18 protein-coding genes are annotated in these 22,519 nt (G+C 60.4%); 12 read left to right on the top strand and 6 right to left on the bottom strand.

From position 1 onward, the window contains the following. Positions 1-23 precede the first annotated feature (23 nt). Both GA0061099_RS15825 and GA0061099_RS15820 read right to left on the bottom strand, forming a co-directional pair. Complete coding sequence (locus GA0061099_RS15825; RefSeq protein ID WP_036000715.1) at positions 24-1,049, bottom strand: fatty acid desaturase family protein; 1,026 nt, start codon at positions 1,047-1,049, stop codon at positions 24-26. A gap of 3 nt (positions 1,050-1,052) precedes the next feature. Then, the gene (locus tag GA0061099_RS15820; protein WP_036000718.1) at positions 1,053-1,757 is read right to left on the bottom strand and encodes a TetR/AcrR family transcriptional regulator C-terminal domain-containing protein; all 705 of its coding nucleotides are present in this window, start codon (positions 1,755-1,757) and stop codon (positions 1,053-1,055) included. Positions 1,758-2,105: 348 nt separating this feature from the next. Between GA0061099_RS15820 and rpsF the strand changes: the two genes are divergently transcribed. From rpsF to GA0061099_RS15790, 7 genes are all read left to right on the top strand, one after another. Next, entirely contained in the window at positions 2,106-2,573 is a 468-nt protein-coding gene (rpsF, locus tag GA0061099_RS15815; RefSeq protein WP_025035823.1) for a 30S ribosomal protein S6, read from the top strand. Positions 2,574-2,578: 5 nt separating this feature from the next. Continuing rightward, positions 2,579-2,818 carry a 30S ribosomal protein S18 gene (gene rpsR, locus GA0061099_RS15810; protein WP_007592020.1) on the top strand — a complete coding sequence of 80 codons (240 nt, stop codon included), beginning with the start codon at positions 2,579-2,581 and terminating at the stop codon, positions 2,816-2,818. 385 nt (positions 2,819-3,203) lie between these two features. Beyond that, positions 3,204-6,572: a type ISP restriction/modification enzyme gene (locus GA0061099_RS15805; protein ID WP_074447941.1), complete on the top strand. Its 3,369-nt coding sequence runs from the start codon at positions 3,204-3,206 to the stop codon at positions 6,570-6,572. A 403-nt stretch (positions 6,573-6,975) separates the two neighbouring features. Further along, positions 6,976-7,149, top strand: coding sequence for a hypothetical protein (locus tag GA0061099_RS41155; protein WP_158644879.1), 174 nt, complete (start codon positions 6,976-6,978; stop codon positions 7,147-7,149). A gap of 141 nt (positions 7,150-7,290) precedes the next feature. Next, on the top strand, positions 7,291-8,691 hold the full coding sequence (locus tag GA0061099_RS15800) for a hypothetical protein (RefSeq protein WP_074447889.1): 1,401 nt from the start codon (positions 7,291-7,293) through the stop codon (positions 8,689-8,691). 833 nt (positions 8,692-9,524) lie between these two features. Further along, entirely contained in the window at positions 9,525-9,722 is a 198-nt protein-coding gene (locus GA0061099_RS40025; protein ID WP_141697614.1) for a ribbon-helix-helix domain-containing protein, read from the top strand. A gap of 431 nt (positions 9,723-10,153) precedes the next feature. Then, on the top strand, positions 10,154-10,432 hold the full coding sequence (locus GA0061099_RS15790) for a hypothetical protein (RefSeq protein ID WP_074447887.1): 279 nt from the start codon (positions 10,154-10,156) through the stop codon (positions 10,430-10,432). Between the two features lie 369 nt (positions 10,433-10,801). Here GA0061099_RS15790 and GA0061099_RS15785 read toward each other — a convergent pair whose 3' ends face one another. Both GA0061099_RS15785 and GA0061099_RS15780 read right to left on the bottom strand, forming a co-directional pair. Beyond that, positions 10,802-11,434, bottom strand: coding sequence for a recombinase family protein (locus tag GA0061099_RS15785; protein ID WP_074447886.1), 633 nt, complete (start codon positions 11,432-11,434; stop codon positions 10,802-10,804). Between the two features lie 193 nt (positions 11,435-11,627). Further along, positions 11,628-11,891 (bottom strand): hypothetical protein, encoded by a 264-nt coding sequence (locus GA0061099_RS15780; RefSeq protein ID WP_074447885.1) that lies wholly within the window; start codon positions 11,889-11,891, stop codon positions 11,628-11,630. A 458-nt stretch (positions 11,892-12,349) separates the two neighbouring features. On the opposite strand from GA0061099_RS15780, the gene GA0061099_RS15775 reads away from it, so the two are divergent. The 5 genes from GA0061099_RS15775 (at position 12,350) to GA0061099_RS15750 (ending at position 18,278) form a co-directional block, all read left to right on the top strand. After that, on the top strand, positions 12,350-15,721 hold the full coding sequence (locus GA0061099_RS15775) for a phage tail tape measure protein (protein WP_074447884.1): 3,372 nt from the start codon (positions 12,350-12,352) through the stop codon (positions 15,719-15,721). Positions 15,722-15,941: 220 nt separating this feature from the next. Continuing rightward, positions 15,942-16,166, top strand: coding sequence for a hypothetical protein (locus GA0061099_RS15770; RefSeq protein WP_074447883.1), 225 nt, complete (start codon positions 15,942-15,944; stop codon positions 16,164-16,166). Beyond that, positions 16,166-16,606, top strand: a complete 441-nt coding sequence (locus GA0061099_RS15765; RefSeq protein WP_074447882.1) for a helix-turn-helix domain-containing protein — start codon at positions 16,166-16,168, stop codon at positions 16,604-16,606. Before GA0061099_RS15770 ends, GA0061099_RS15765 begins: the two co-directional genes overlap by 1 nt. An 82-nt stretch (positions 16,607-16,688) precedes the next feature. After that, entirely contained in the window at positions 16,689-16,865 is a 177-nt protein-coding gene (locus GA0061099_RS43110) for a CopG family ribbon-helix-helix protein (protein WP_083235115.1), read from the top strand. A gap of 225 nt (positions 16,866-17,090) precedes the next feature. Next, positions 17,091-18,278, top strand: a complete 1,188-nt coding sequence (locus GA0061099_RS15750; protein WP_083235114.1) for a site-specific integrase — start codon at positions 17,091-17,093, stop codon at positions 18,276-18,278. 356 nt (positions 18,279-18,634) lie between these two features. Here the strand turns inward: GA0061099_RS15750 and GA0061099_RS15745 are convergent, their stop codons facing one another. Together GA0061099_RS15745 and GA0061099_RS15740 are read right to left on the bottom strand one after the other, a co-directional pair. Then, on the bottom strand, positions 18,635-19,369 hold the full coding sequence (locus GA0061099_RS15745) for a hypothetical protein (RefSeq protein ID WP_074447879.1): 735 nt from the start codon (positions 19,367-19,369) through the stop codon (positions 18,635-18,637). Next, positions 19,366-22,311, bottom strand: coding sequence for an N-6 DNA methylase (locus GA0061099_RS15740; protein ID WP_074447940.1), 2,946 nt, complete (start codon positions 22,309-22,311; stop codon positions 19,366-19,368). The genes GA0061099_RS15745 and GA0061099_RS15740 overlap by 4 nt, the downstream gene beginning before the upstream one ends. Positions 22,312-22,519: the final 208 nt, after the last annotated feature.

Genomic DNA, 22,519 nt, shown 5'->3' with positions numbered 1-22,519 from the left:
GCATTCAACGGGGAATAAGCCCCTCAAAACCCGCCGGCGGTCTGGTTGGCATCGACGTCCGCTCCTGCCCGCGCTCGGCGCGCACTGTTCACCAGTTGCCCCGGCCGATCCTCGCGGTTCGGCTTTGCCGTGGCCAGCCGCAGCACCGAAGCGTAGTTCGGCTGCACTTCCATGCGATCGGCGTACCGGCTCGCACTCAGCAGCCGGTGCACCTTCGGCAGATTGTAGCAGGGCACGTAGAACAACAGATGATGCTCGAGGTGATAGTTCACGTAATACGGCGCGATGAACAGGCGCTCGAGAAAATTGGCATGCGTCGTGCGCGTGTTGCGCAAGGGGTCGCTGCTATCGGGGACGACGGCGTGCTCGGCGATATTGCGGATGCGGGTGATGACCATCATCCACGTCAAGAGCGGCACCAGCCAGAGCAGCGGATAGGCCCACCACACGCCGGCCGCGGCGAGCGCGGCAAACATGATCCCGTTGACCACACATTGCGGGCCGAGCGTCTCCCAGAAATGCGCTGCACGTTGCCGCCATGACCAGTCCTTTGGCCCGAGCGCGTTGAGCAACTGCGCCTTGCGCTGCTGGTAGCCGGTCTGCCCGGTGATGTCGCGGATGAACTTGCGGCGATAGCTCAACTTGGTGATCGGAAACGGCGCCGACAGCACGAGGTCGGGGTCGTCCTCCTGCTGGGTGCGCGCATGGTGCTGAAGGTGATAGCGCCGGTAGCTGCGCGTCTCCGCAAACAGCGGATAGGCGCAGAACCACTGGCTCAGCGTCAGATTGGTTTTCTCGTCGGCGGACAGGCAACCATGTGCGCCGTCATGCATCAGGATCGCAAGGCCGAGCTGGCGCGAGCCGATGATGGCGACGGCGAAGATATAGGTGAGCGGATTGGGCCACCACGCGACCAGCGCGATGGCTGCAATGATCAGCGTCCAGGCGTGCGCGATCAGCGCAGCGCCTTTCCACGTCGCGCGCTGGCGCACCTCGGCCAATTGATCGTCGGTCAGGAAATCGCGGGCACGCATGCGAAGCGCGGTCATGGCCTAACCCTTTCCATTGGAATTGTCGGATGCCTCGCGCGCCTCGACGAGACGCAGGCGGGCGGTGTCTTCAGTGGATTTCGCCTGCTCGCCCAGCACGCGCAGCATCTCGGCGCAGAGCGCCTCGGGCGAGCGGCCCATCGCGTAGCCCTCGAGAATGACGCCGATGGCGACGGCCCAGAACCGCCGCGAGCTTTCGTCGGGCGCGCGCAGCGAGCGCCAGCCGTGCCGCGCGACCTGCCCCGCATAAGCGCGCGTACCCTCGCTGTGCAGGCGCTCGATGGTGCGCTCCACCAGCGGCGCGAGATCCTGGCGACGCCGCGTCAGCGTCAGCGCCTCGGCGAAGAAGGCGACCGAATCGCTCGCCGTCACGGTCTCGGCCAGCGCGTGGGTGTATTCCCCGGGCGTGCGCGCCTTGAGCGCCGCCTGCTCGGTGGCCCGTGCCAGATACAACAGATCGCGGCAGGCGCATTCGACAAACAGCGCCTCCTTGGTGCGGAAGTAATAGGTGATCTGGCTCGGGAACGCGTCCGCGGCGGCCGCGATGTCGGTAATCGACGTGCCTGACAGCCCCCGCTCCCGAAACAGCGGGCTCGCAGCATCCAGGAGCAGTGACCGCATCTTGCGGCCGGCCGAGCGCGTCGCGCGCGCGGCGTGCTTGGGGTCGCCTGCCGCTTCGAGCGGCGCATCGGCCGACGCTTCTGCCATGGGATCCTCTCCGCTGAATTATTTGTATGTTATACAAACAAACAGATCAAGCCGAATCTTGGTATGGAGGATGGGGTTCTTGTTCCCGTTGGAGGGCGGACCGGCTCGGCTCGAAGATGCCCCTCCACCTTGCAAAGCCGACCAAAATCCGTATAAGGCGCCCATCCGCAGACCCCGGCCGGGAGCTGAACGGACGGTCTCAGCAAATCATTCGTGATTTTGGTGTGGCAGGGCCAGTCGGCCCGTCGTCCCGTGTTTCCGCCTTCTGAGCTTGATCCCAGAGTCCTTTCCGAAGGCCTCTTAAGGGTTTGACGCCGGGCGATGCGCCAACATGAGGAAAGGACGACCATGCCTCTTTACGAGCATGTTTTTCTCGCGCGTCAGGACGCGAGCCCGCAGCAGGTCGAAGAGCTGACTGCGCAGATGACCGGTATCGTCGAAGGTCTCGGCGGCAAGATCACCAAGACCGAGAATTGGGGCGTGCGCTCCCTCACCTACCGCATGAACAAGAACCGCAAGGCGCACTTCGTGCTGCTCAACATCGACGCGCCGTCCGCGGCGATCGCCGAGATCGAGCGCCAGGAGCGCATCAGCGAAGACGTGATCCGCTATCTCAGCGTCCGCGTCGAGGAGCTCGAGGAAGGCCCGTCCGCGATGATGCGCAAGGCCGATCGCGACCGCGAGCGTGACGATCGCGGCGGTGGCTTCCGCGGCGAGCGTGAAGGCGGCTTCCGTGGCGACCGCGAGGGCGGTTTCCGCGGCGATCGCGGTCCGCGCCGTCCGCGCGATGAAGCTGAAACCACGGATGGGGAGTAAGAATCATGGCTGAAGCTGGTGCACGCCGCCCGTTTTTCCGTCGTCGCAAGAGCTGCCCGTTCACGGGCGCCAATGCTCCGAAGATCGACTACAAGGACTCCAAGCTGCTGATGCGTTACGTCTCCGAGCGCGGCAAGATCGTGCCGAGCCGCATCACCGCGGTGTCCGCGAAGAAGCAGCGTGAGCTCGCCCGCGCCATCAAGCGCGCGCGCTTCCTGGGCCTCCTGCCCTACGTCATTCGCTGATACGACCAATTCGACCGGCGGCGGCTAGCGCCGCCGGTCGCGACTTTTCGAACTCATAAGGCTTCCGGGTCGTCCGGTCGCCGATGGTTGGGGCAAGCGACGCCTCTAACCGCTCGTTTGAGCCTCAAGAATTTTCCTCAGCAAAATCAAGGCATCTATAGCCGCAGGTTCACGCTGCGTACCGGGTTTTTCACCCCATTTCTGCTACGAAATTGCTACGAGCCACGCTGCTTACCGCTCAAGGCGCTGCTAAGCACAATCCATTGCGCCCCCTCGCGGGGTTAGGAAAAGCTGTGCTGACAGTCGACTTGCGGTGGAGAGTCGATTTCCTAACACGTGCCGGTTTGCTACTGCTCAGAAAGGAATCAGCAGTACTGGCTTGGCTATGCAGCTACCTATCCTTGAAGCATTTGCGGAAGCCCTCAAAGCCAAGTTTTCCCTTCCGGGCTCAGCGTCACCCGAAGATCAGCTCAAGCCCCTCGTCGCTGACCTTATGAAATCTGCGGGAGCCGCCTTCGGCTTCTCGATCGAAACCCGCACCGAAACACACTTGTCAGACCATAAGGTCCGCCCAGACATTGCGATCTACGCAGGCGGGCTGATCTGCGGCTATATCGAATTGAAGGCGCCCGGTCTCGGAGCGGACGCGCCGAAACTCAAGGGCGAGCACAACAAGAAGCAGTGGGAAAAGCTCAAGGGCTTACCTAACCTAATTTACACGGACGGGCGCGAATGGACGCTTTACCGCACAGGCGAACGCCCTGAAGGGCAACCCACAGTTCGCCTCAATGATGATCCGACCGAGAAGGGCAAAGCTGCCACTACCGCGGAAAACGCCGAGGGGCTCGAACGGCTGTTCCGCGACTTCCTGGGGTGGGAGCCCAACATCCCGCACACGCCCTCAGGTCTCGCTAAGTACCTCGCACCCCTCACCCGCTTCCTCCGGTCGGAGGTCGAGAATGCTCTTGGCCAACCGGGCTCCGCTGTCGAACTCCTTGCAAGTGAGTGGCGGCAATTCTTCTTTCCCGATGCCGACAGCGCCAAGTTTGCGGATGCCTATGCCCAGACTGTGACATACGCCATGCTGCTCGCTCGCCTGACGGGTGCAGCCAAACTTGATCCAGCAGCAGCTGCAAAGACGCTGGACAAGAACAACGGCCTGCTTGCTCGCGCTCTGGAACTACTCGGCCAGCCGGCTGCGCGGAAAGAACTCTCGGTTGGCTTTGAGATGCTCCAACGGTCGCTGGAAGCGCTCTTACCCCACGATTTCTTGAAATCGCGGCCCGATCTGTGGCTGTACTTCTACGAGGACTTCCTCGCTGCTTACGATCCCCAACTGCGCAAGGATTACGGGGTCTACTACACTCCTCGGGAGGTCGTGGAGTTGCAGGTTCGGCTTGCTGCCGAATTGCTAGAGAAGAGGTTCGGAAAAAAGCTAGGCTTCGCCGATGATGGCGTGGTGTTTCTCGACCCGGCGGTGGGCACTGGCACCTATCCGATTGCCGCGATTAAGCATGGGCTTGAAAAGGTGCGGACTCGTTCCGGTGCCGGCGCAGTCCCTTCGCGCGCACGGCAGATGGCGGAGAACATGCACGGCTTCGAGGTCCTGGTTGGCCCATATGCAGTCGCCCATCTTCGACTTAGCCAGGCCCTAGAAGGCGTGATGAATCAGGCCAAGGTGCAGGGCGACCCTGAGGAGAAGCTGGCCAAGCGGCTGAATATATACTTGGCGGACACGTTGGAGAGCCCGAACAAAGCTCCGCCAGGTGGGCTCGACTTGACACACAAGGCGCTTACCCAGGAGCACGAGGCGGCTCGGAAGCTGAAGAAGGGCGGGAACATCGTCGTGTGTCTCGGCAATCCCCCCTACGATCGCCAGACCATCGAGGAAGGTGACACCACCACGCAACGCAAGGGCGGCTGGGTGCGGTTTGGTGATCAGGTTAAAGGTGCGGCAAAACAGGAAGAGCAAGGGCAACGCGCGATCTTTCAGGACTTCATCGAACCAGCGAGAAAAGCTGGGGCGGGTGTGCACCTCAAAAATCTCTACAACGACTACGTTTATTTCTGGCGCTGGGCACTCTGGCGGCTATTTGAACAGCAGAAGTGCGGCGGAATCGTCACCTTTATCACCGCGTCCAGTTATCTGGCCGGACCGGGTTTTGTTGGAATGCGTGAAATTATGCGACGCACCTTCGATGAAATCTGGATCATTGATCTCGGAGGCGACAACTTGGGGACCCGGAAGACTCCGAACGTCTTCAATATCCAGACGCCGGTCGCCATCGCAATCGGCGTGCGCGCACCCAAGCCGTCGCCAGACACACCTGCAAAAATACACTATGCGAAGATCCAGAGCAAAACCCGGGACGGCAAGCTGAAACAGTTGGAAGATGTTTCCAATTTTGGCGATATCGACTGGCGAGATTGTCCCGACAGCTGGCACACGCCGTTCCTGCCGGTTGGACAAGGGGACTTTGCTGCCTGGCCCGAAATTGAACTCCTTTTCCCGCTGGCCTTGAACGGCGCGCAATTCAAGCGCCATTGGCCGATCGGGGAGACGGTCGAATTGCTCAAGGCCCGATGGGACCGCCTAGTCACTTGTGATGAAGGCGATCGGAAAAAGTTGTTTCGCGAAACCGGCGGCTGGAAGATCACCAAGGTCGTCAAGGACGATCTGCCGGGAAAGGGACAACCTTCTATCATTTCGGCCGACGATACGACAGAGATGCCGACTGCTATTCCATTCGCCTATAGGTCCTTTGACAGGCACTATGCGCTGTATGATTTCCGATTGGGCGACCGGTTGCGCCCAGCCCTCTGGCGAATGCATGGAGCAAATCAGGTCTATTTTACATCATTGCTGAGCAACTCTCTTGGACTCGGACAAGGAATGGTGGCGTGCTGCGCCATTCCTGATCTTCACCATTTCCGGGGTTCGTTCGGGGGCAAAGATGTTATTCCTTTGTACCGAGACGCGGCTGGGACTGTGCCAAACGTCACTGCGGGTCTTCTGGCTGTCATCGGCCAATCTCATGGCGCTCCCCCTCGGGCAGAGGACCTCGCTGCTTATGTCTATGCCGTTCTCGGAAGCCAGTCTTATACTCGCCGGTTCTGGAATGAACTCGAAACGCCTGGCCCGCGCGTTCCCATCACGAAGGACAGCGAGACCTTCGGGGAGGCCGCAGCACTGGGCCGCAAGTTGATCTGGCTGCATACCTACAGTGAGCGATTCCGGGGCGAGGATCGTGGGGACATGGTGCCACAAGGCACGGCTACGACGATCAAGGGCATCTCAGCTGAATCTGCAAAATATCCTGGCGACTACAGTTACGATTCGACTGGATGCGTGATTACCGTGGGCGATGGCCGGATCGGCCCTGTAGCGCCGGACGTTTGGGAATTCGAAGTTTCCGGCCTAAAGGTCGTGCAGTCCTGGCTCGCCTATCGAATGAAGAAGCGGGCCGGAAAAAAATCGTCGCTACTAGACGACATCCGACCTGACCACTGGACACCGCGGATGACCGACGAGCTTCTCGAACTGCTGTGGGTCTTGGAAGCGACCCTCGCGATGGAGCCGGAGCTCGAAGCGATAACAGCAAAGATTGTTGCTGGTCCGTGTTTCACCGTGGCAGAACTGCCGACCCCCAAGCCGGAGGAACGGTCGGCCCCCGGAACGATCAAGGCCGCCGGAGGCCTGTTTGATTTGATGGGAATCGAGGATGACGAACTTGACGACGATGACGAGGATTGAGTCGTCTTAAGGGGGCACGCCGGTCCTCCGATCACCCTGAGGATTTGCCGATTTCCTCTATGGCGAATTCTTCCGGCGCTCTCTCCATTGCGTCCGCTCCTCGATACAAGGTCGAACTTGCCCTGCTGCACCATCGCAGCGTGGGGGCCACGCCGCGGCTACCCAACGGCCCACCATAATCGCTGTCGCGTGGTAGTGGCCTGCAATTGATGTCACAGCGCAGCAGCCGGCTAGGTACTGCCGGTGTGATCCCTCGCAAAACGTCGATCGGGATCGGGCAAAATCGACTCAAATGAGCCGCTTGCTGATGAGCTTACTCAGGAGTTTGTCAAGCTAAATTTGACACATCGATGGAATTAGAGTAAGAACAGATCATGAACCCAGATCTCTAACGGAGATAGAAGTGACGACAGAATACAACGAACTTGCCAAATACCAGGTCAACGCGCCGGTCACGCGCGAGATGCTGGACCTGGTAGACGATGCACGGTGGCCGCTGCGGATCAGCCGCGCCGAGTTCGCCCGCCGTGCCCTTGCGGCTTATGTCGAGCAGATGACGACGCAGAGGAGTGCCTAACCAGGTCGAACCGAAAGCCCTAGCGTTGGCTCACGGTCGCCCCGCCGGCTCGGTCTCGCGGTCGCCGCTCAGCATGCAACGTAAAAACCCCGCAGCGCTCGCAACGCTACGGGGTTAGATCAATCAAAACGCAGAAGAACGATGTCACAGAAATTCCGAAATAGCAAGCACGCCAACGACAATCACCAGGAACAGATCGAGCCGACAGATCGCCTAGATTTCTTGAACGCAATCGCCATGGACCACCGCATTCTCGCCAAGCAGTCGGTGGCGTTCCGGGTTGCGGCGATCATACTCAAGCATCGTCACAACCAAACCGGCACGATAGTCCTGAAGCACAGGACGATGGCGGAACAGATTGGATGTTCGATTTCGGCGGTCCGGCGCGGAGCCGATGTGCTGCAGCAGTACGATTGGTTCAAAGTTGAGCCCGTGTATGTCGGCCAAGAGTGTATCGCCAACAGGTACATCCCATGCTGGGATCAGGCTGCTTGGTTGGGTGGCGTCTGGTTTGTAGACACCAGGAAGCTGAACAAGGAACAATGGGGGCCCTCCTCAGTACTGATCAGCCCCCCGCTCCGTAACGAGCACACCCCTGCTCAGCAGGGAGCACACCTCTGCTCAGTAACGAGCGAGCAAAACTCAGGGTTACTATCTCAGGGTCTCCAACCCAGTGATCTAAACCCGCTTTGCGCCACGCGCTCTGGCGGGCGCGCGGAAAGCATTCAAGATTTGGCAGAGGATGACCGCTCTTCGAGCGCGCCGGCTGATATTCTGGACCTATCCGCATGCGTCGAAGCGCTTGAGAAGAACCTACCGCCCTTGGAACCATTCGGCGACTTCAAGCCGGTCAGTCAGGAACGCTCACGCCGGGGTGCGATCCAACAGTTGAAGAAGCTCCGCCGGCTCGGCTGGAGCCTTGATGAGATCCAGCAGTACCTGGACGCATACGGTCGCGACTTCGAGAGGCAGGCGAAAACCAACTTCATGAGAAAAGGCCAGTGCGGAAAGACGCTTGCCAGCCTCCTCACGCAACTCGTCGATCAGTGCTATCCGGAAACAAGGAACACCGATGACGGTGAAATTTACGGTTGGAACATCCCGGAGCGCTTCCTGCGCAAGGCGGAGGTTGCGGCCGCCGGAGCGAACGACAATGCCGCGGCTGCGGATCGCAACTCGCAGCAAGCAAACCACGATCCGGCTCGAACCGATCAGCTAAACAGCGATGCAGAACGAGATCGCGCCAACCGCGGGACGCAGGATTGTGGCGACTGGCCAAAGCCGGCTCGCGCATGCATTCGGCTCCAGATGGTGTACCCGTTATATCCCGTTAGAAACATGCACGATGAAGCGAAGCTGATACAAGCGGAGCTGAAGAAGTTGCTGGGAAAGGTCCGTTACTCTGAGGTTGAAGCTGGGGTCTTGCGGTACGCTGAGGCGCAGAAGGGGCAGGACTATCGGAAGAACCTAAAGCTCTCGGCTTTCTTGGCCCAAGGCCGATGGCGGGATCAACACGATCAATCTCACAGCCGTGCTGCCTAAGCCGACTTGAGAACCCGCGCTGCTATAAGGTCATGGCCAAAATACTCGCTTGGACACCAAACCCGAGGCCCGGCTGAAGCAAGATGGCGTAGGGGGATCGACCATCTACGGCGCCGAGTGTGCCTTCAACTAAGCGGGGGGCTCAAGCCAACGCCCCTCGCCCAAGCCTGCTGGTCATTTCTGGGTTACGAGAGTTCGCAAGCCTCTTCGCGCTCCCGCCGCAGCGCAGCCCAGCAGAGCTTGCGTTGTAAGGATGGCGCGGTAGTCACCTTCCTGCATGCCTCCGACCTCCGCCTTGCTGGCGTTACGGATGGCGTGGTCCGCTTCTCGGGGGCCGTCGCAAGAACGAAAGTAGTGGCCGTGTCGCCTGTCCTAAGCGCCGCAGACGACGAAGTACCGGGCCAGGCGTCATTGTCGTGATCGTAGACCTTGATGTAGCCTGGCCCGGTGCGAACAAATGATCGCGATGTTGGCGCGGAGCGTTCGCTATGGTTGATCAACGGACCTCGACGTACACGCCGCCTTTGTCGAGCTTCTCGACGGTTGAGTTGATCGGCTGCCCCAGCTTGTTCGCCCACTCCAAGGTCGGTCGAGAACCCACGCATCCATAAAAGGCAAGCCATTTCAGGCAGTTAATTTAACCCGGATGAAATTATCACTTGACAAGACCCCCTCCCCCGTGTTACCTTCTCAGGCACGCTAGCACTTTCACACACGCAGTCCGGGCTGACATTCAAGTCCGCCCACTATCCAGGCCCCCGAGTGGGGCCTTTATCATATCTGCACCGCAAGCCGCCCGGATCACCGAGGCGGCTTTTTTGTTGGAGATTCCCATGAAGAAAAAACCCCTGTTCGGGGCGGACGAATTGGTCTGCTCACCAATGACGCACGGCACGTTCCGGCTGCCGAAAATCCTCCTCGACAAGATCGATGCCGCAGCAGCCATCGACGATCCGTCCAGTCCGAACCGATCCTCCGTCGTACGGCGCGCTTTGATCTCGTATCTCGCCCGCCAGGCAGAGGCCGCCTGATGGCCGATCTAGAATCCTTGATCGTTGCTGAAGCGCGTCGGCAGGGTCACCAGCCCGATCAGCATGCTGTAATGCAAGCCGGTATAGATCTCGCTGGCGCCACCATGACCAGCCAAGGCCTGATCAACATGCCGGGTCGCGGTTCTATCTCTCCTGCCGATTTCGTCCGCTCGCTGCGCAACACCATGCCAGCCGCTTTCACACCTGTGTCCGTGTCCGGCGACAGGGCTACAACTGCTACAGAAGAGCGCCGGTCAGGGGAGACGCTTACCGCTCACATGAGGCGGTTGGTCGAGGCCAGCCGAAAGCCAGCCCGCATGCCCGACGACTGGCAGGAGGTTCGGGCTCGATATGCCGCAGACTCAGAGACCGCAAAACACATAGCAGAAATCGAGGCCAGCCGTCGCGCTGGCGAGTAAGAGTACGAACGCATGAAACATGGATTTCGAGAAATCACCGCGCAGATCAAGCGTGAAAGCCGGCAGGTGGATGGCGGGGTCAGAGCCGCACGCGCCATCGGGCTTCAGCTATTCGACCTCCGCCGACGAAAGTCTGAAGCTGACCAGCGAGTCGAGAAGGCACGGGATCGGCTCGAGTCGGTTGACGTTTTCGCATTGCGGGCCGAGTTGGAAGCCGCACTTGCGGAACAGGCCGGGATCGACGCAAAGCTGTCTGAGCTTCAAGGCGACAGTGTCCTCGCGGCTGGCTAAGATCATCTAGGTCCGGACGGCGGTCAGCTCTCTCCAGAGGCTGCCGTTCGCATAGGGAGGCGTGACGTAGGCTGATGTTGAGACTTGCGAAATTGCACGCCCTCGCGATGGCTCTCGCCGTCGTTGCGCCTCCCGCCCTTGCTGGACCTGGAGCCTACTGCATACCCGATAACGGCCGCGACCAGATCGCCAAAGCCGGCACCGTGTGTCCTACCGGGTATCGGGCGTCGGGACCGTGCTGCATCGCGCTCCATGCGGACTCGCCCCAGGCATTCGTTAAGCTTCCGGGCCGTTCCTGTCCGGCTGGATCGTTCACCAGCGCCACCAGCTATTGCGTCAGCTTCCGGTGACGCGGGGCCGGCCGCGCTCCTATGCGCCCCACGTCGCAAGTGCTGCCTCGGCAGCGGCGGGATCATCCTTGATCCGGTAAATCGTCTGCCGGCTCAGCTTCGTGGCGTTAGCAATCTGCGATATGGCAGCGTTCTGGGTCAGCATATCCCGCGCGGTCGCGAATTGATCCCTGGTATAGCTCGGCTTGCGGCCTCGATATCCTTGGCTGTTTGCCTTCGCGTGATCGATACCCGCCCTCTGAGCGGCCTTCGTGGCCTCAGCCTGCGCCTGAGCCGTAGCGGCCATGAAGCCGATCAGGGCGTCCCTGACGGCCTTCTGTATGGGGTCTTTGGTTGCCCCATCGAAGGTCATGCTGTTGATCACGGTCTTGATTATGACGCCGCGTTGCATGAACTCGCGGATGGTCCCGACCACGTCGTCATAGTTCCGGCCCAACCGGTCAACCCAGCGCACGACCAGCACGTCACCGGCACGTAATTTGTCGAATAGTCGGCGACCTTCGGGACGCTCGACGAGCCGAGTGCTGACGCCGCTGGTGCCGTTGTCAAACACGGCATCATCGATCTTGAAGCCAGCCGCCCTCGCCTGGGTAAGCTGGTGGTCGCTTGTCTGTTCGATGGTCGAGACTCGTCCGTAGAGGATCGTTGCCATGGTCTTAATCCCCCTGCCTGTCCGTTGATGTGATGTCCGTATAAATCCATGTCCGAAAACAAAAGTCAACCCTAGCGGACACATTTTGCAGGCGGATTTGGATGTCCGTTACGGCATACCTCTACGGACACCCGGACCGGTTCATGGACGTGGCGGCGGGACCGGGGACGAACGCAAGCCCGCCGCCCTGGTCCTAGACGGTGATCGTCTCGACCGGGCCCAACACGCCAGCGTCACGGCACCAACGCTGAACTGCATTGAGTCCGCCCGCGTCCACGATGGTGTTGCCTTCGACCAGGGCGAAGGGAGTGCCCATGCCTTGCCTCTCGGCTTGGCTCAGCTTGCTGATGCGGCGGTGCGGCTGGGCACGCTCGAAGCGGCGCCGTGCGGCCGTGAACGTCACATGTTGGTTGGTGCTCATGACAATGATCCTTCGTGCCATGACGGGAATGGCCATGGCATTGTGCAGGTGTTTGCGGTGAAGATCGTTGCGTTGAGCACGGTCCCGCAGATGCGGAGCGCACGGGTCGACTGATCGACTTGCCGGCATTGTACTGGACCTGACCACGATCGGTCAAAGAGTCGGCCGCCGTAGCAACACACCTTGTCGCCATCGCCACGTCATCCCCTGATCGAACAGCTTCTCAGCATTCGATGGCTGGCAAGCATGCGATGGCTGGCAACAGTCATTTCTTTTATTCCGAATAGGCCACTGGTGCGGCTGGCCCATTCTCCGCAGCCACGGCCAAAAGGGACCTGTTTCAGGACCCCCTGCCTTCAGATGTACCCCCACGCCTTTCGGGAGGGTCATCCGCAAGACCCCCACCCCGAAAGCATCGGGCGTCACCGTTCCGAGCGCCGCATGAGCGCACTTTCCAAAAGGCGATTTACGTCGCCAAACCTAGAGATCCATGAATGTCCGAGAATCTGAACGTCCGCGCAATCCTGACCGCGACCAACGAAATGTCTCCGGTCCTGAAGAGCGTGCTTGCCGACCTTCGCAAATTCGAGGTCGCCGCCAAGCGGATCAGCAGTGCCTTCACCGGGGTCGGCGACGCCGGCTTCAAGTCGATGGCCGGTTTCGATCGCACCATCCGCGCCGCCAGTGCACAAATGAAGGGCATGGAGAACCTTAGCAGGTCTGTCGCCCGCACCTACGCTGCCGATTGGAGTCGAGCCAACACCCAGCGCCTCAACGATGCACGGCGGACCCATGCCGCGCTTGAACGACTCGAGGCCAGCTATCAGCGTCAGTTGTCCCGAACCGCTGCCGCAGAACGTCGAGCCGGGTCCGGTCGGTCATACGGTGGAAGTGTCGGCCGTCTCCCTGCGCCGAACCTCCGCACCATCGCTGCTGGTGCCGCCATCACAGGCGCTGGCGTAGCGAGCGCCCTCCGGAAACGTATGGAGGTCCAAGCCGCGGAAGTTCGGGCACAGATGTTCGGTGACCTGGACAAGGGCGAGATCGGGAAGCTGCGGCGTGACTACGCGGACAAAGCCGGGATCAGGTATGGCATTGGCAGCAGCAAGGTCATCGACACGGCTGTGGAAGGGCTGAAGGCCGGTGTCGCGAAGCAGTTTGCAGGCGAGTTTGCAGACTTGGCCCTAAAGGCGCAAGCTGGCCTCGACGTCAACCCGGAGGCAGTCGGCAAGCTGCTAGGTCGTCTGTCGACTCAGATGCCGTGGGACACTGGCCGCTTCAGCAAAATCCTGAACGCGGTCGCGGTCGCAAACAACGCCACCGCCGCCGATGGAAATGAGATCATCGAGGCCATGCGCCGGAGCTTGTCCGCGCTCGCCACGACGAAGATGACCCCGGAGCAGTTGGCCGCGATCGACGCCACCGGCATCTCGCTTGGCGTGCAGCCCCACAAAATGGGAACGTTTGTCAGCTTCCTCAGCTCGCAGATCGCTGGCGCAGATTCTGCCAGGGGCCAACAGGCCTCCGACTTGAACTCTGCCGCTAACGCCCTTGGTTTCGGTGGCCGCAGCGGCATGGCCAAGACCATGCGCGAACGGCCGATGGAGGCTATCCAGCAGATCCTCGACAACCTCGCGAAGATGCCGGAGCGTCTGCGAACGAAGGTCGCAAACCAGATCGGCGGTCGCGAGTGGATGGACGAACTTTTGACCCTGGTCCTTGGTCGCGACAAGCTGAGGGACGTTGTACGGGATATCGAGAGCAAGCCCGGCTTCCTCGACAAGACCGCGTTGCAGAAAATTCGATCGATGCAGGGTCGATGGGCGACTATCAGCGCGGCGCTCGGTCTCGTCTGGGAGAAGGTTGGCGCTGGTCTTGAAACTTGGTTTGACCAAATCTCGGAATCCGTCATCAGCCTAGCGGACAGCTTCAACTTCGACTCGATCCGCGAACATTTTGCGGCGCTGGTTGATGGTGCCCGCGAGGGCTTCGGGCTGAAGGACTGGGGCGAAGTCGTCAAATCCATGGCCGACAACTTCGATGCCGGGACCGTCGCGAAGTGGCGAGAGTTCGGTCGCGGTTTTGCGGAGGGCATTCGCGAGTTCGCCAACGGACTGAAGACCGCCTTCTCCGGATTGGGATTCCTGGCAGGCAAAAATCCGGCTGATGCACGCGCGATGGGCAACCTGGTCGCGCAACTGACCGGACTGACCGTCGCCTTGGCGGCATTGTCGCCACTCATCTCGGTTCTGGCAGCGGTCACTGTCGGACTAACGGGACTTGGAAACGCGCTCGCGTTCATCGCAGGGATGCCTGCCGCGGTCGCATTGCTGAGTATGTTCGCCACTCGTTACCAGAATTACGGTGTGCCCGATGCCAACATCAAGCGCCCCGGCGAGTCCACTAGCGACTGGCGTGCCCGCCAGCGCGAACACAGAAAAGAGCTATACAAAAAGTCCAGCTATGAGGGCCCGACCGACTTCTCTGGTCGTCGTCGCACCAGTGATCTGTCAGACGAGCTGAACAAGTTCACGGGCAAGGTCGAGCGCGCCGCGTTCATCAACAGCAGTCTTGGTGGTGGGTTGCAGTATGCGGCTCTGGGTGGGGCCGGCAGAGGTCTCGGACGCAGCGGCGGCGGACTCGGCTCAGGCCTGATTGGAAACGTCCCGGACATGCTGAGGAGTCAGCCCGGGTCGTTCTTCTCGGCCGACGCGAACCTCGGAAGCATCATCCGACGTGACAAAATCCCGTCGTTCGGTGGAGTCGGTCCGGGTGGCATTCCCAGCTCGCTCAACAGGAGCGCGTTCGAGAGGACTTTTGCCGGGACGCCGATGGCCCGAAAGTACGACCAGATCATTGCCTCTGCCCGGAGAGCAGGGGTAAGCCCCGCACTGCTTGCGTCAGTCATGGCGCAGGAGACAGGTCGCGGGCAGCATATGCGGGGCAACAATCCCGGTGGCCTAACGGGTCGCAATGGCTTGATGCAGTTCGGCGATCTCGACTCCGGCATCGACAGGACGGCGCTCGCGGTCGCGAAGAACTTCAACGCGGCCGGCGGTGACCTCGCCAAGATGCGCGACACTTACGCTCCTCTTGGTGCCAAGAACGACCCCAAGGGTTTGAATGCCTCCTGGCTTCCTGGCGTCCAGAAGTTTATGGGCGAGATGGGCGGCGGCTCCGACTCTGCTGGCACTGGCGACGCTCTCGGATGGGCAAGCAAGTTTAAGGGGATGAACGAGTACACCGACACCAAGATGCTGGCAGCAGCGCTGGGCGGTGATGTTCGTGGCAAGTCGAACGCTTGGTGCGCTCGCTTCGTCAACAAGGCGCTGGAAAGCGCTGGTGGCAAGGGTACGGGCAGCGCGGTCGCCAACAGCTTCCAGCGATGGGGCAGCGCGGTTGACCCCTCGTCCGTGTCGCGCAATGACGTGCTGCTCCAGACCGGCGGCAAGAGCTACATGCAGACGGGTGGCCACGTCGGTCTTGCGACTGGCGAGACTCGGATGAACAACGGACGTCTTCAGGTCAAGATGCTTGCCGGTAACGACAACGACTCGGTGCGCGAGCACTGGATCGATGCCGACAAGAACCTGATGGTCCGCCGCGGCAACTCTGGCGTTGGTGTCAACGTGCCGCAAGGCATCACCTCTCAGGTGCCTCCGGCGAGCGCGATCCAGAACGTTCCCACGCGGTCCTCGGTCACCCCGGGTGTTGGAGCCGGAGACATCCGTTCGAGCGGCGGTCCCGTTGCAATCCACATCAATGGCAACTCGCACGATCCGGAAGCACTGGCAACGCTGGTCCAGCGCCGCATCGACGAGCAGATGAACTGGCGAACCCACGACACCGCGTCGGAATACACCTGAGCCAGCACAACGATCCCGGACCTGTATCAGGTCCGGGATTCTACCGGGAAAATGCAAACCAGGGCGTAACCTGCTGATTGCAGCGCGATTTGAAGCACGGTGCGCATGAATGCACGCAAATGCAAATATGCAAACGAAAACAATGACTTGATGCTGGTTACAAATCAGATCAAGGTAACGGCGGGATCAAGTTATTTGATCTCATCACCAGGGGCTAAAAATGCGGATTACCTACAGGAATTACCTCATCTCCACACTCGATGACGGCCGTTACGTCGCGTTCGATCCGAACGAGCCGAAGGCCTTCATGATGTTCTCTGCGGACCTACGTCGGATTTACAACGCGATCGACGGGGTGTGGTCAGCTCTGGCAGATGCTGCCGCGCCGCCGCCTTGGATGCTCGACCAGGGCGAAGTTGATCTTGATGCAGTCGGTGCTCACTGATGCATCCGACCGAACAAGAAATCTGGAATCTCCTCCGATTGCTCTCGAAGATCGACGATGGAGAGGCCGCAGCCTTCGCCGACGCCGCAGCAGACAATCTACGCAGCCTAGTCGGGACCGGCATCTTCGGTTCTCTGACCGGCCCATCGCAGGCACTAATGGAGGTCATCGCGAACAATCCAGCGATCAAGGAATCAGATCGCGAGGTTGCCAAGGTGCTACTTGCTGCATGCGGTCCCGTGCACCGCTACGCCAACCTCTCGAAGCAGCAGATCAGTATCCGGACAGGCTTCAGCGTGACCAAGGTCCGGACCGCGCTGAGGCGACTCGTCGAGGCTGGGTATTTCATTGCGATGCCTCCGAGCAAAAAGGAACAGGACGATGGGGACGCCGCAATCAAGCACCGGCCCAATTTCGAAGTGATGGAGGCCGCCAACTAGCTCCTGAAACCAATCGCAAAAGCTGAACCTGACGAAGCCTCGGCACCCGCCGGGGCTTTTTTATGGAGAGAACACAGTGGGAATGCCCTACAATCCCGACACCGAACGACCCTATGTCGGATTTCACATGCCGCGTGATCTGCTTGCTGATCTCGACGCCGCGCGGCTGCACATGCGTGTCAGCCGATCCGAATTTCTCCGGCGAGCTGTTCGGGCCCTAGTTCAAAACTTTGCACTTAGGGAGACGTTTGGTGAATGAGATGTCCAAAGACCTTCCGACATACACGCCGATCAACTCCGATGTGGGCATCATCACCGCGAACACGCCCCTACGATTGGATGTGGCCGCACGACTAGCTTTTCCGGATGGCTCGATGTCAGTATCGGCCCTGAGGAGACTCGTCGTTGCAGGCAAGATCACCCATGAGTTCATATCGGGTAAGTACTTCGTCACCCTGGAAGCAATTGAGGAATTTCGAGCATCATGCCGCGTCGTAGCAAAGGCCCCCGACTTGAACTCCAGACCGGAGCCGGCCGCACCCCAAAGTGGATCATTCGGGACGGCGCCAAAAACATCAGCACTCGATGCGATGAATGCGACCGCGAACAGGCTGAGGCAAAGCTTGCAGAGTATATCCTCGCCAAGCACGACCCCGCCAAGGCGATCCGGTCAGGTAGTCCGAATGAGGTGAAGATAGCCGACATCCTCGCGGTCGAGATGACGCGAATTGCTGCGAAGCCGAACCTGGACGGCCACAGGAAGAAAGAACTGATCGCCGTCTGCCAGAACATGGGCAACTGGTTCGGCCATCGTGTCGTCGGTGACCTCAATGGCGAGTTACAGGAGCGCTACGCGGCTGAGCGGACGCGCCACGTCATCAAGATGGTCGAGGGCGTCCGGACGAATGTGGACACCGGAGAGCATGCCCCAGTCGCGGCCTATCGCGATCTGAAGTTTCTTGCAGCTGCCATCAACCGGTACTTCAAGCACAAGGTTGGCGGCGTCGTCACCCAGTTCAGCCCGGTCCTGCCCGACGCTCCCGAGTCCCGTGTCCGATGGCTGACGCGATCCGAGGCTGCCAAGTTGCTTTGGGCAGCGTGGCGCGGACGGAAGGAAACGAAGCTACCGGGGAGCAAGGGACGCCACACCTCGCGCCACATCGCCCGGTACATCCTGGTCGGCCTCTATACCGGCTCCCGCAATGGCGACATCTGCGGGGCCGCGACGATTCCGACGATCGGGCGCGGCTATGTTGACCTGGAGAAGGGCATCTTCAGGCGGAAGCCCGACGACAAGAAAGAGACGTCCAAGAGGCAGCCCACCGTCCCCATCCCGCCCCGCCTGCTGGCCCATATGCGGCGCTGGCAGCGGTTGGGCATCTCGCAGCGCGCCGTTATCGAGTTCAACGGCAAGCCCGTCGTGACGATCCGGGAGGGCTGGGAGAGCGTGGTCGAGCGTGCTGGCTTGGCGACCGAGGACAAGCAACAGAAGGTCCTCCGCCACACCCTGCGCCACACAGCAATCACGTGGTACCTGGACCAGGGCGTCGATATCGAGAAGGTCAGCCTCTACTGCGGCGTGTCCGTGGCAACCATCCGCAAGACCTACCGCCACGTTATGCCCGGAACCTTCGACGATCTGCTTAACGCCGCCCACCAGATTGGGCGGTGAATATCCGGTCCGGATGTGGCTGGAAGCATCAAATTGGCTTTGGGCGTAGGCAAGTCAATATTCTCGCAAACGAGGCTGCCCCCCGCTTCCGCCTTCTCGCCGGCCGCCCCATGCGGGACATCCTGACGGACTTCGATCGTCAGTCCGCGTCTCAAACGAACTCGCTCTCGATCGAACGAGAACGAGGCCACGACATCAATGACGATTGCGCTGGAACGAAATTATTAGCAAGGCACACTGATTCAGTCTCTCGACGGGAGCTTCCCGGTCGAGATCGATCTGTCGCCCACGTTAAGGACCGGAAGATCACGACGCACAAGGGGCGGACCCGCGACCTTCGACTAAACGCATCCACCCTAAGGACGTCTTGACGGGACCGCGTCGATCTCAATCGCAAGATGAACTACACCAACTTCGTAGGCAGCGGTCCCCTCGTCCGTTGTCAGCACAAAGTTGTGTGTGGAGACCTGATGGATGGCCGTTCCGATGGTCGTCACATATGTCCGCTCCGCGCCGAGCGCTTCCTTCAATCTTGAGGCTATTCTCCTGTCCCAACTGTCGGCGTCCTCGTCGACAACGTAGGCAACCATCCCGCCGAACGGCGCAACCGTGTAAGGATTGCTGCCGTCCTCAAAGCGCAGCAATCCTTCTGAACCGATATAGGTCTTTAGGTCGGCGATCGAGGTGATCGTTTTAGCTTCGATCCGAAGGTCCAGCACGCCATCCTTGAACAATGAGAATGCGATGTCGGTCGGTTTCGCCTTGTCGCTGATGCCGGGGTCGTACGGGCGCGGGACCTCGCATTCGATGCTGATGTGGCGAAGATCCATCGGCTGAACGCCGGTGCCGGAGATCCCCTGCCGCGCTTTCAATCGTTTGAATTCGTCCGCAATGGCGCGCGTCACCGAGTTCTCGCGCGGGATGCCGCTCTTCTTGTCGCGGAACCAGTCAATCCTCTTCTCATGCTTCGCACGCCTTGCCCTCATCTGCTCCGAAGCCGCCCTCACACCCGCAATGGCATTCGCGAGGAAAGTCGCCCACTCGTCCACCTGAGGCGGAGGCCCGATCAGCGCGGCCGGGTGCATCTTCATGCGTGGCTTCCTCTTATTTCTCTCGACAGGGCGGCAGCGTCCGCCACGGCCTGATCGATGGTCCAAGCGCTCCTGGACGGGGCCTTCGCAATCACCGACGTTTCAAGTTCAGCGTCGTACGTCACGAGCGAGTTGCCCAGAAACTGCCCTTCGAAGTGGCCCGGAGCCGGCGCTGCGCCTTCACGCTTGCCGATCGCGATGATGACGTAGGTCCGTTCGCTGCCGTCGTGTGATGTCGTGGCGCGCACCTTGCGCTTGGCATCGAACGACGATTGAAGTTCCGCCACCAGGCGCGTCATGTAGGTCTTGACCGCTTCCGATGAGGGACGCTTCAAACTATCTTTCGGGATTTGCGCATTGGCAAAATACCTACGGAAGACCGCAAATTCTTTGAACGCCTTCCGGAAGTCGCTGCCCGCCTCCATCGCATCGAGAATGGCACTGTCGACGTCCTCAACCTTCCCCAGGGCGAGCAGCGACTCGTCGTTTGGCCCCTCAAACGGACAAGGAAGGGAAAGAAGATCGTTCTTTTCGAGCCTCGCCTGGTCCATTAGGAAGCTCGCGCCGAACAGGGACGCGAAGTACTTCACGACAGTTGAATTCAAATACGCCAGCAAGCCCGCCACGAGCTTGGGATCAAACTTTTCCGTATGCCCGAGTTTGCGGGCCGACCTCTTCAAATCCTCGTACTGGCTCGCCGGAATGAGGCCGTTGAAGGTTGACGGGTAGGCCACCGGGTCGGGCCAGAACGTCGCTTCCTTCATGCTACGGGGGATCAGAATCACGTTGCCCGCATAATACCCGCGGTACTCCGCCGTCACCCGGGCGAACTCACTCCGCGAAAGCGGGTGTGCTTGAGCCGTCCCGGTTCGATCAGACCGCGCGACCCCGGTCTCTTTGGGGCTCCCACCCTTGCTGATGACCAGGTTCGAACGCTGAACGAAATCTCCGAACGTGCGCTCCTCGGAGACCGACCAGACCTCCAGCGCCTCCCGCATGCGGCGGTCGAATTCACTCAGCATCGTCTGCGTGAACCAACCGTTGGCGCCTCGTTGGAGGTCCTGCGAACGCTGGACTTGGATGTCGGACTGGGAGGCGAGAAGACTCCAAATCTCGCGCCGGCGCCCAGTAGGAAGAGAGGAAAGAAGAGGTCGGTAGGTCTCCACCCGATCGGTGCCCGTAGGCGGCCTGTTCAGCGCCACGAAAACGAAAGCGGAGGCCTCCACCCCAACGAACAGCTTGCGCCGAAGGTGCGAGAGATTGCCAGTCCAGCGGATCGTTGCCCGGCTCGCAAGGCAATGGGAGAATCTGTTGGCGTGGCGGCCAATCACCGACTTCGCATTGATCACCAGCGCCACCGCCGCACCTCGATCGGCGAGCCGCAGCAAGGCGAGCCAAGTGAAAAGATCGCACAAGCGATCATGCGCGTACGAAATCCTCAAGGTCTTCAATCCAGCCTTGAAGGCTTCGATGTCGGCTCCTGTTTCCTTCCGGTCGCCGGTCCGGTTGGACCGGTCCCGCTGTCCACCGGTCATAGACCACGGCGGATTACCGACGACATGCGAATACCTTTCTTCCGCCTCGGGGAGGGCAAATGCATCTGCGCAAACGATGTTCTTCGACAGATCAGGCAGAAACTTCTCCGCGCCAGCCGCCCGGATCAGCTCTTCGATCGTCGCCCTTCCCACATACTCGAGCAGCGTCAGGTAAAGGCTGAAGCGACAGACGTTCGCCGCCTGGGGATGCTTCTCGATGCCATGAATGGTGGAGAGCAGGAGTTTCTTGGCTCGGTCGATGTGGGTCGGCGTCCACCCTCCTTCAGGAACGTTCGCCTCCATCACCCTGCGAAAGGCGCCCACCAGAAAGATGCCCGAGCCAGCGGCAGGATCCACAATACGTGAGTTCGCGGTGATCGGACTGACCGCTTCCAGCCGGTCGAGGACGTGGTCAGCCAGGTGGGGAGGCGTGTAGAATACGCCGTCGTCCCTCCTCTTCTCTCCGTCTTCAATGCTGACAAAGCGTTCGTAGATCGCCGAAACGGTTTCGGTCCTGAGAACGTTGAAGGACACGTTGAAGAAGCTGGGCTGACTTTCCGCACCAAGCAGCACCTCGCCGCCGCGGATGACTCTGTGAATTAAGTGACAGAGCCCGTCCGGAATGCGGGCGATCTGCTCTTCGGAAAGAAGAAAAACCGAGCCGTTGATTGCGCCGTCGACGGCTGCAAACGCAGCCACGGCCGAAGCAGCCGTCCATGATGTCGACTGCCGGTGGACGTCACTCGAAAACAGGGCTTCAACGACGGATTGGTCACCGCCCTCAAGCTTCTCAGCCAGCCATGAAGGAGTGAGAATTCCCCTGTCGATCAGAACATAGATGTAGATGAATTTACCAATCAACGCATTGATGAGATCACGGTCGTTCTCGAATTCGGGAAAGTGGGCCCGAGCGCGGTCGTTCAGCGCCTCGATTGCATCCACCAATGCGTTGTCGACGCTGCTTTCCCTGTGCAGGTCCAGATTTCCCCAAGTCACGCTCGAAGAGATGCGCCGGCTGGAGAAGTCTTCAAGGTCGCGCGGGAGGGCCTCGGCGTCGGGGTCGAACGCGACTTGCTTGGCCGCCGCGCTGGGCGGCTCAAACCCGCTACATACCTCCACTGTATCCGGCGTAACGATCAGCAGGAAAGGCGCAACGCCCTGGCTCCAAACATCACGACGGATCGCCTCGATTTCCGCGCCACTGCCTGCAGCTGCCAGGTAAATGATAGGCTTCAGAGTTGATGGCCGAAAACCGTCCTCAAGCGAAAGAATCCCGGAGATTCCCATGCTCGTCAGCGCCTGCCGGATCACGTGGTTAGCGCGCCCAGTGACCCGGTCGGGGGTGAAGAAGGTCGGGAGCCCGGCATAGCCGAGACGTGCCGCAAGAGCGCCCAGGCGGCGCTGCAACGATGCGTCCTGCGTCTCCACTACCCGTCGTCCCACGTCAGCCCTCCCCGACTCACCACCATACGATCACGCGACGCAATGAACAAGCTTAAGCTTATGATTCTATTACCTTAATTGCGGCGACGAAAAAGCTCAGCGTGGTCAATCGCTTAGGGGACCACCGTCCCGGCTGAGGGTCGGGCTGAGACGCACGCCCGTGAACGTTCTG

The sequence above is a fragment of the Bradyrhizobium yuanmingense genome, assembly GCF_900094575.1.
Lineage (GTDB): Bacteria > Pseudomonadota > Alphaproteobacteria > Rhizobiales > Xanthobacteraceae > Bradyrhizobium > Bradyrhizobium yuanmingense.
The sequence above is the reverse complement of the archived record's forward strand: the minus strand, read 5'-3'. Positions and strand labels throughout refer to the sequence as shown.

Excerpts from the sequence above, each read along its gene's own strand:
- GA0061099_RS15825 (WP_036000715.1), bottom strand. The coding sequence starts at position 1,049 with ATGACCGCGCTTCGCATGCGTGCCCGCGATTTCCTGACCGACGATCAA.
- GA0061099_RS15780 (WP_074447885.1), bottom strand. The coding sequence starts at position 11,891 with ATGGCCATTCCCGTCATGGCACGAAGGATCATTGTCATGAGCACCAAC.
- GA0061099_RS43110 (WP_083235115.1), top strand. The coding sequence starts at position 16,689 with ATGCCCTACAATCCCGACACCGAACGACCCTATGTCGGATTTCACATG.
- GA0061099_RS15805 (WP_074447941.1), top strand. The coding sequence starts at position 3,204 with ATGCAGCTACCTATCCTTGAAGCATTTGCGGAAGCCCTCAAAGCCAAG.
- GA0061099_RS15770 (WP_074447883.1), top strand. The coding sequence starts at position 15,942 with ATGCGGATTACCTACAGGAATTACCTCATCTCCACACTCGATGACGGC.
- GA0061099_RS40025 (WP_141697614.1), top strand. The coding sequence starts at position 9,525 with ATGAAGAAAAAACCCCTGTTCGGGGCGGACGAATTGGTCTGCTCACCA.
- GA0061099_RS15765 (WP_074447882.1), top strand. The coding sequence starts at position 16,166 with ATGCATCCGACCGAACAAGAAATCTGGAATCTCCTCCGATTGCTCTCG.
- GA0061099_RS15790 (WP_074447887.1), top strand. The coding sequence starts at position 10,154 with ATGAAACATGGATTTCGAGAAATCACCGCGCAGATCAAGCGTGAAAGC.
- rpsF (WP_025035823.1), top strand. The coding sequence starts at position 2,106 with ATGCCTCTTTACGAGCATGTTTTTCTCGCGCGTCAGGACGCGAGCCCG.
- GA0061099_RS15785 (WP_074447886.1), bottom strand. The coding sequence starts at position 11,434 with ATGGCAACGATCCTCTACGGACGAGTCTCGACCATCGAACAGACAAGC.
- GA0061099_RS15800 (WP_074447889.1), top strand. The coding sequence starts at position 7,291 with ATGTCACAGAAATTCCGAAATAGCAAGCACGCCAACGACAATCACCAG.
- GA0061099_RS15750 (WP_083235114.1), top strand. The coding sequence starts at position 17,091 with ATGCCGCGTCGTAGCAAAGGCCCCCGACTTGAACTCCAGACCGGAGCC.
- GA0061099_RS15745 (WP_074447879.1), bottom strand. The coding sequence starts at position 19,369 with ATGAAGATGCACCCGGCCGCGCTGATCGGGCCTCCGCCTCAGGTGGAC.
- GA0061099_RS15820 (WP_036000718.1), bottom strand. The coding sequence starts at position 1,757 with ATGGCAGAAGCGTCGGCCGATGCGCCGCTCGAAGCGGCAGGCGACCCC.
- rpsR (WP_007592020.1), top strand. The coding sequence starts at position 2,579 with ATGGCTGAAGCTGGTGCACGCCGCCCGTTTTTCCGTCGTCGCAAGAGC.
- GA0061099_RS15775 (WP_074447884.1), top strand. The coding sequence starts at position 12,350 with ATGTCCGAGAATCTGAACGTCCGCGCAATCCTGACCGCGACCAACGAA.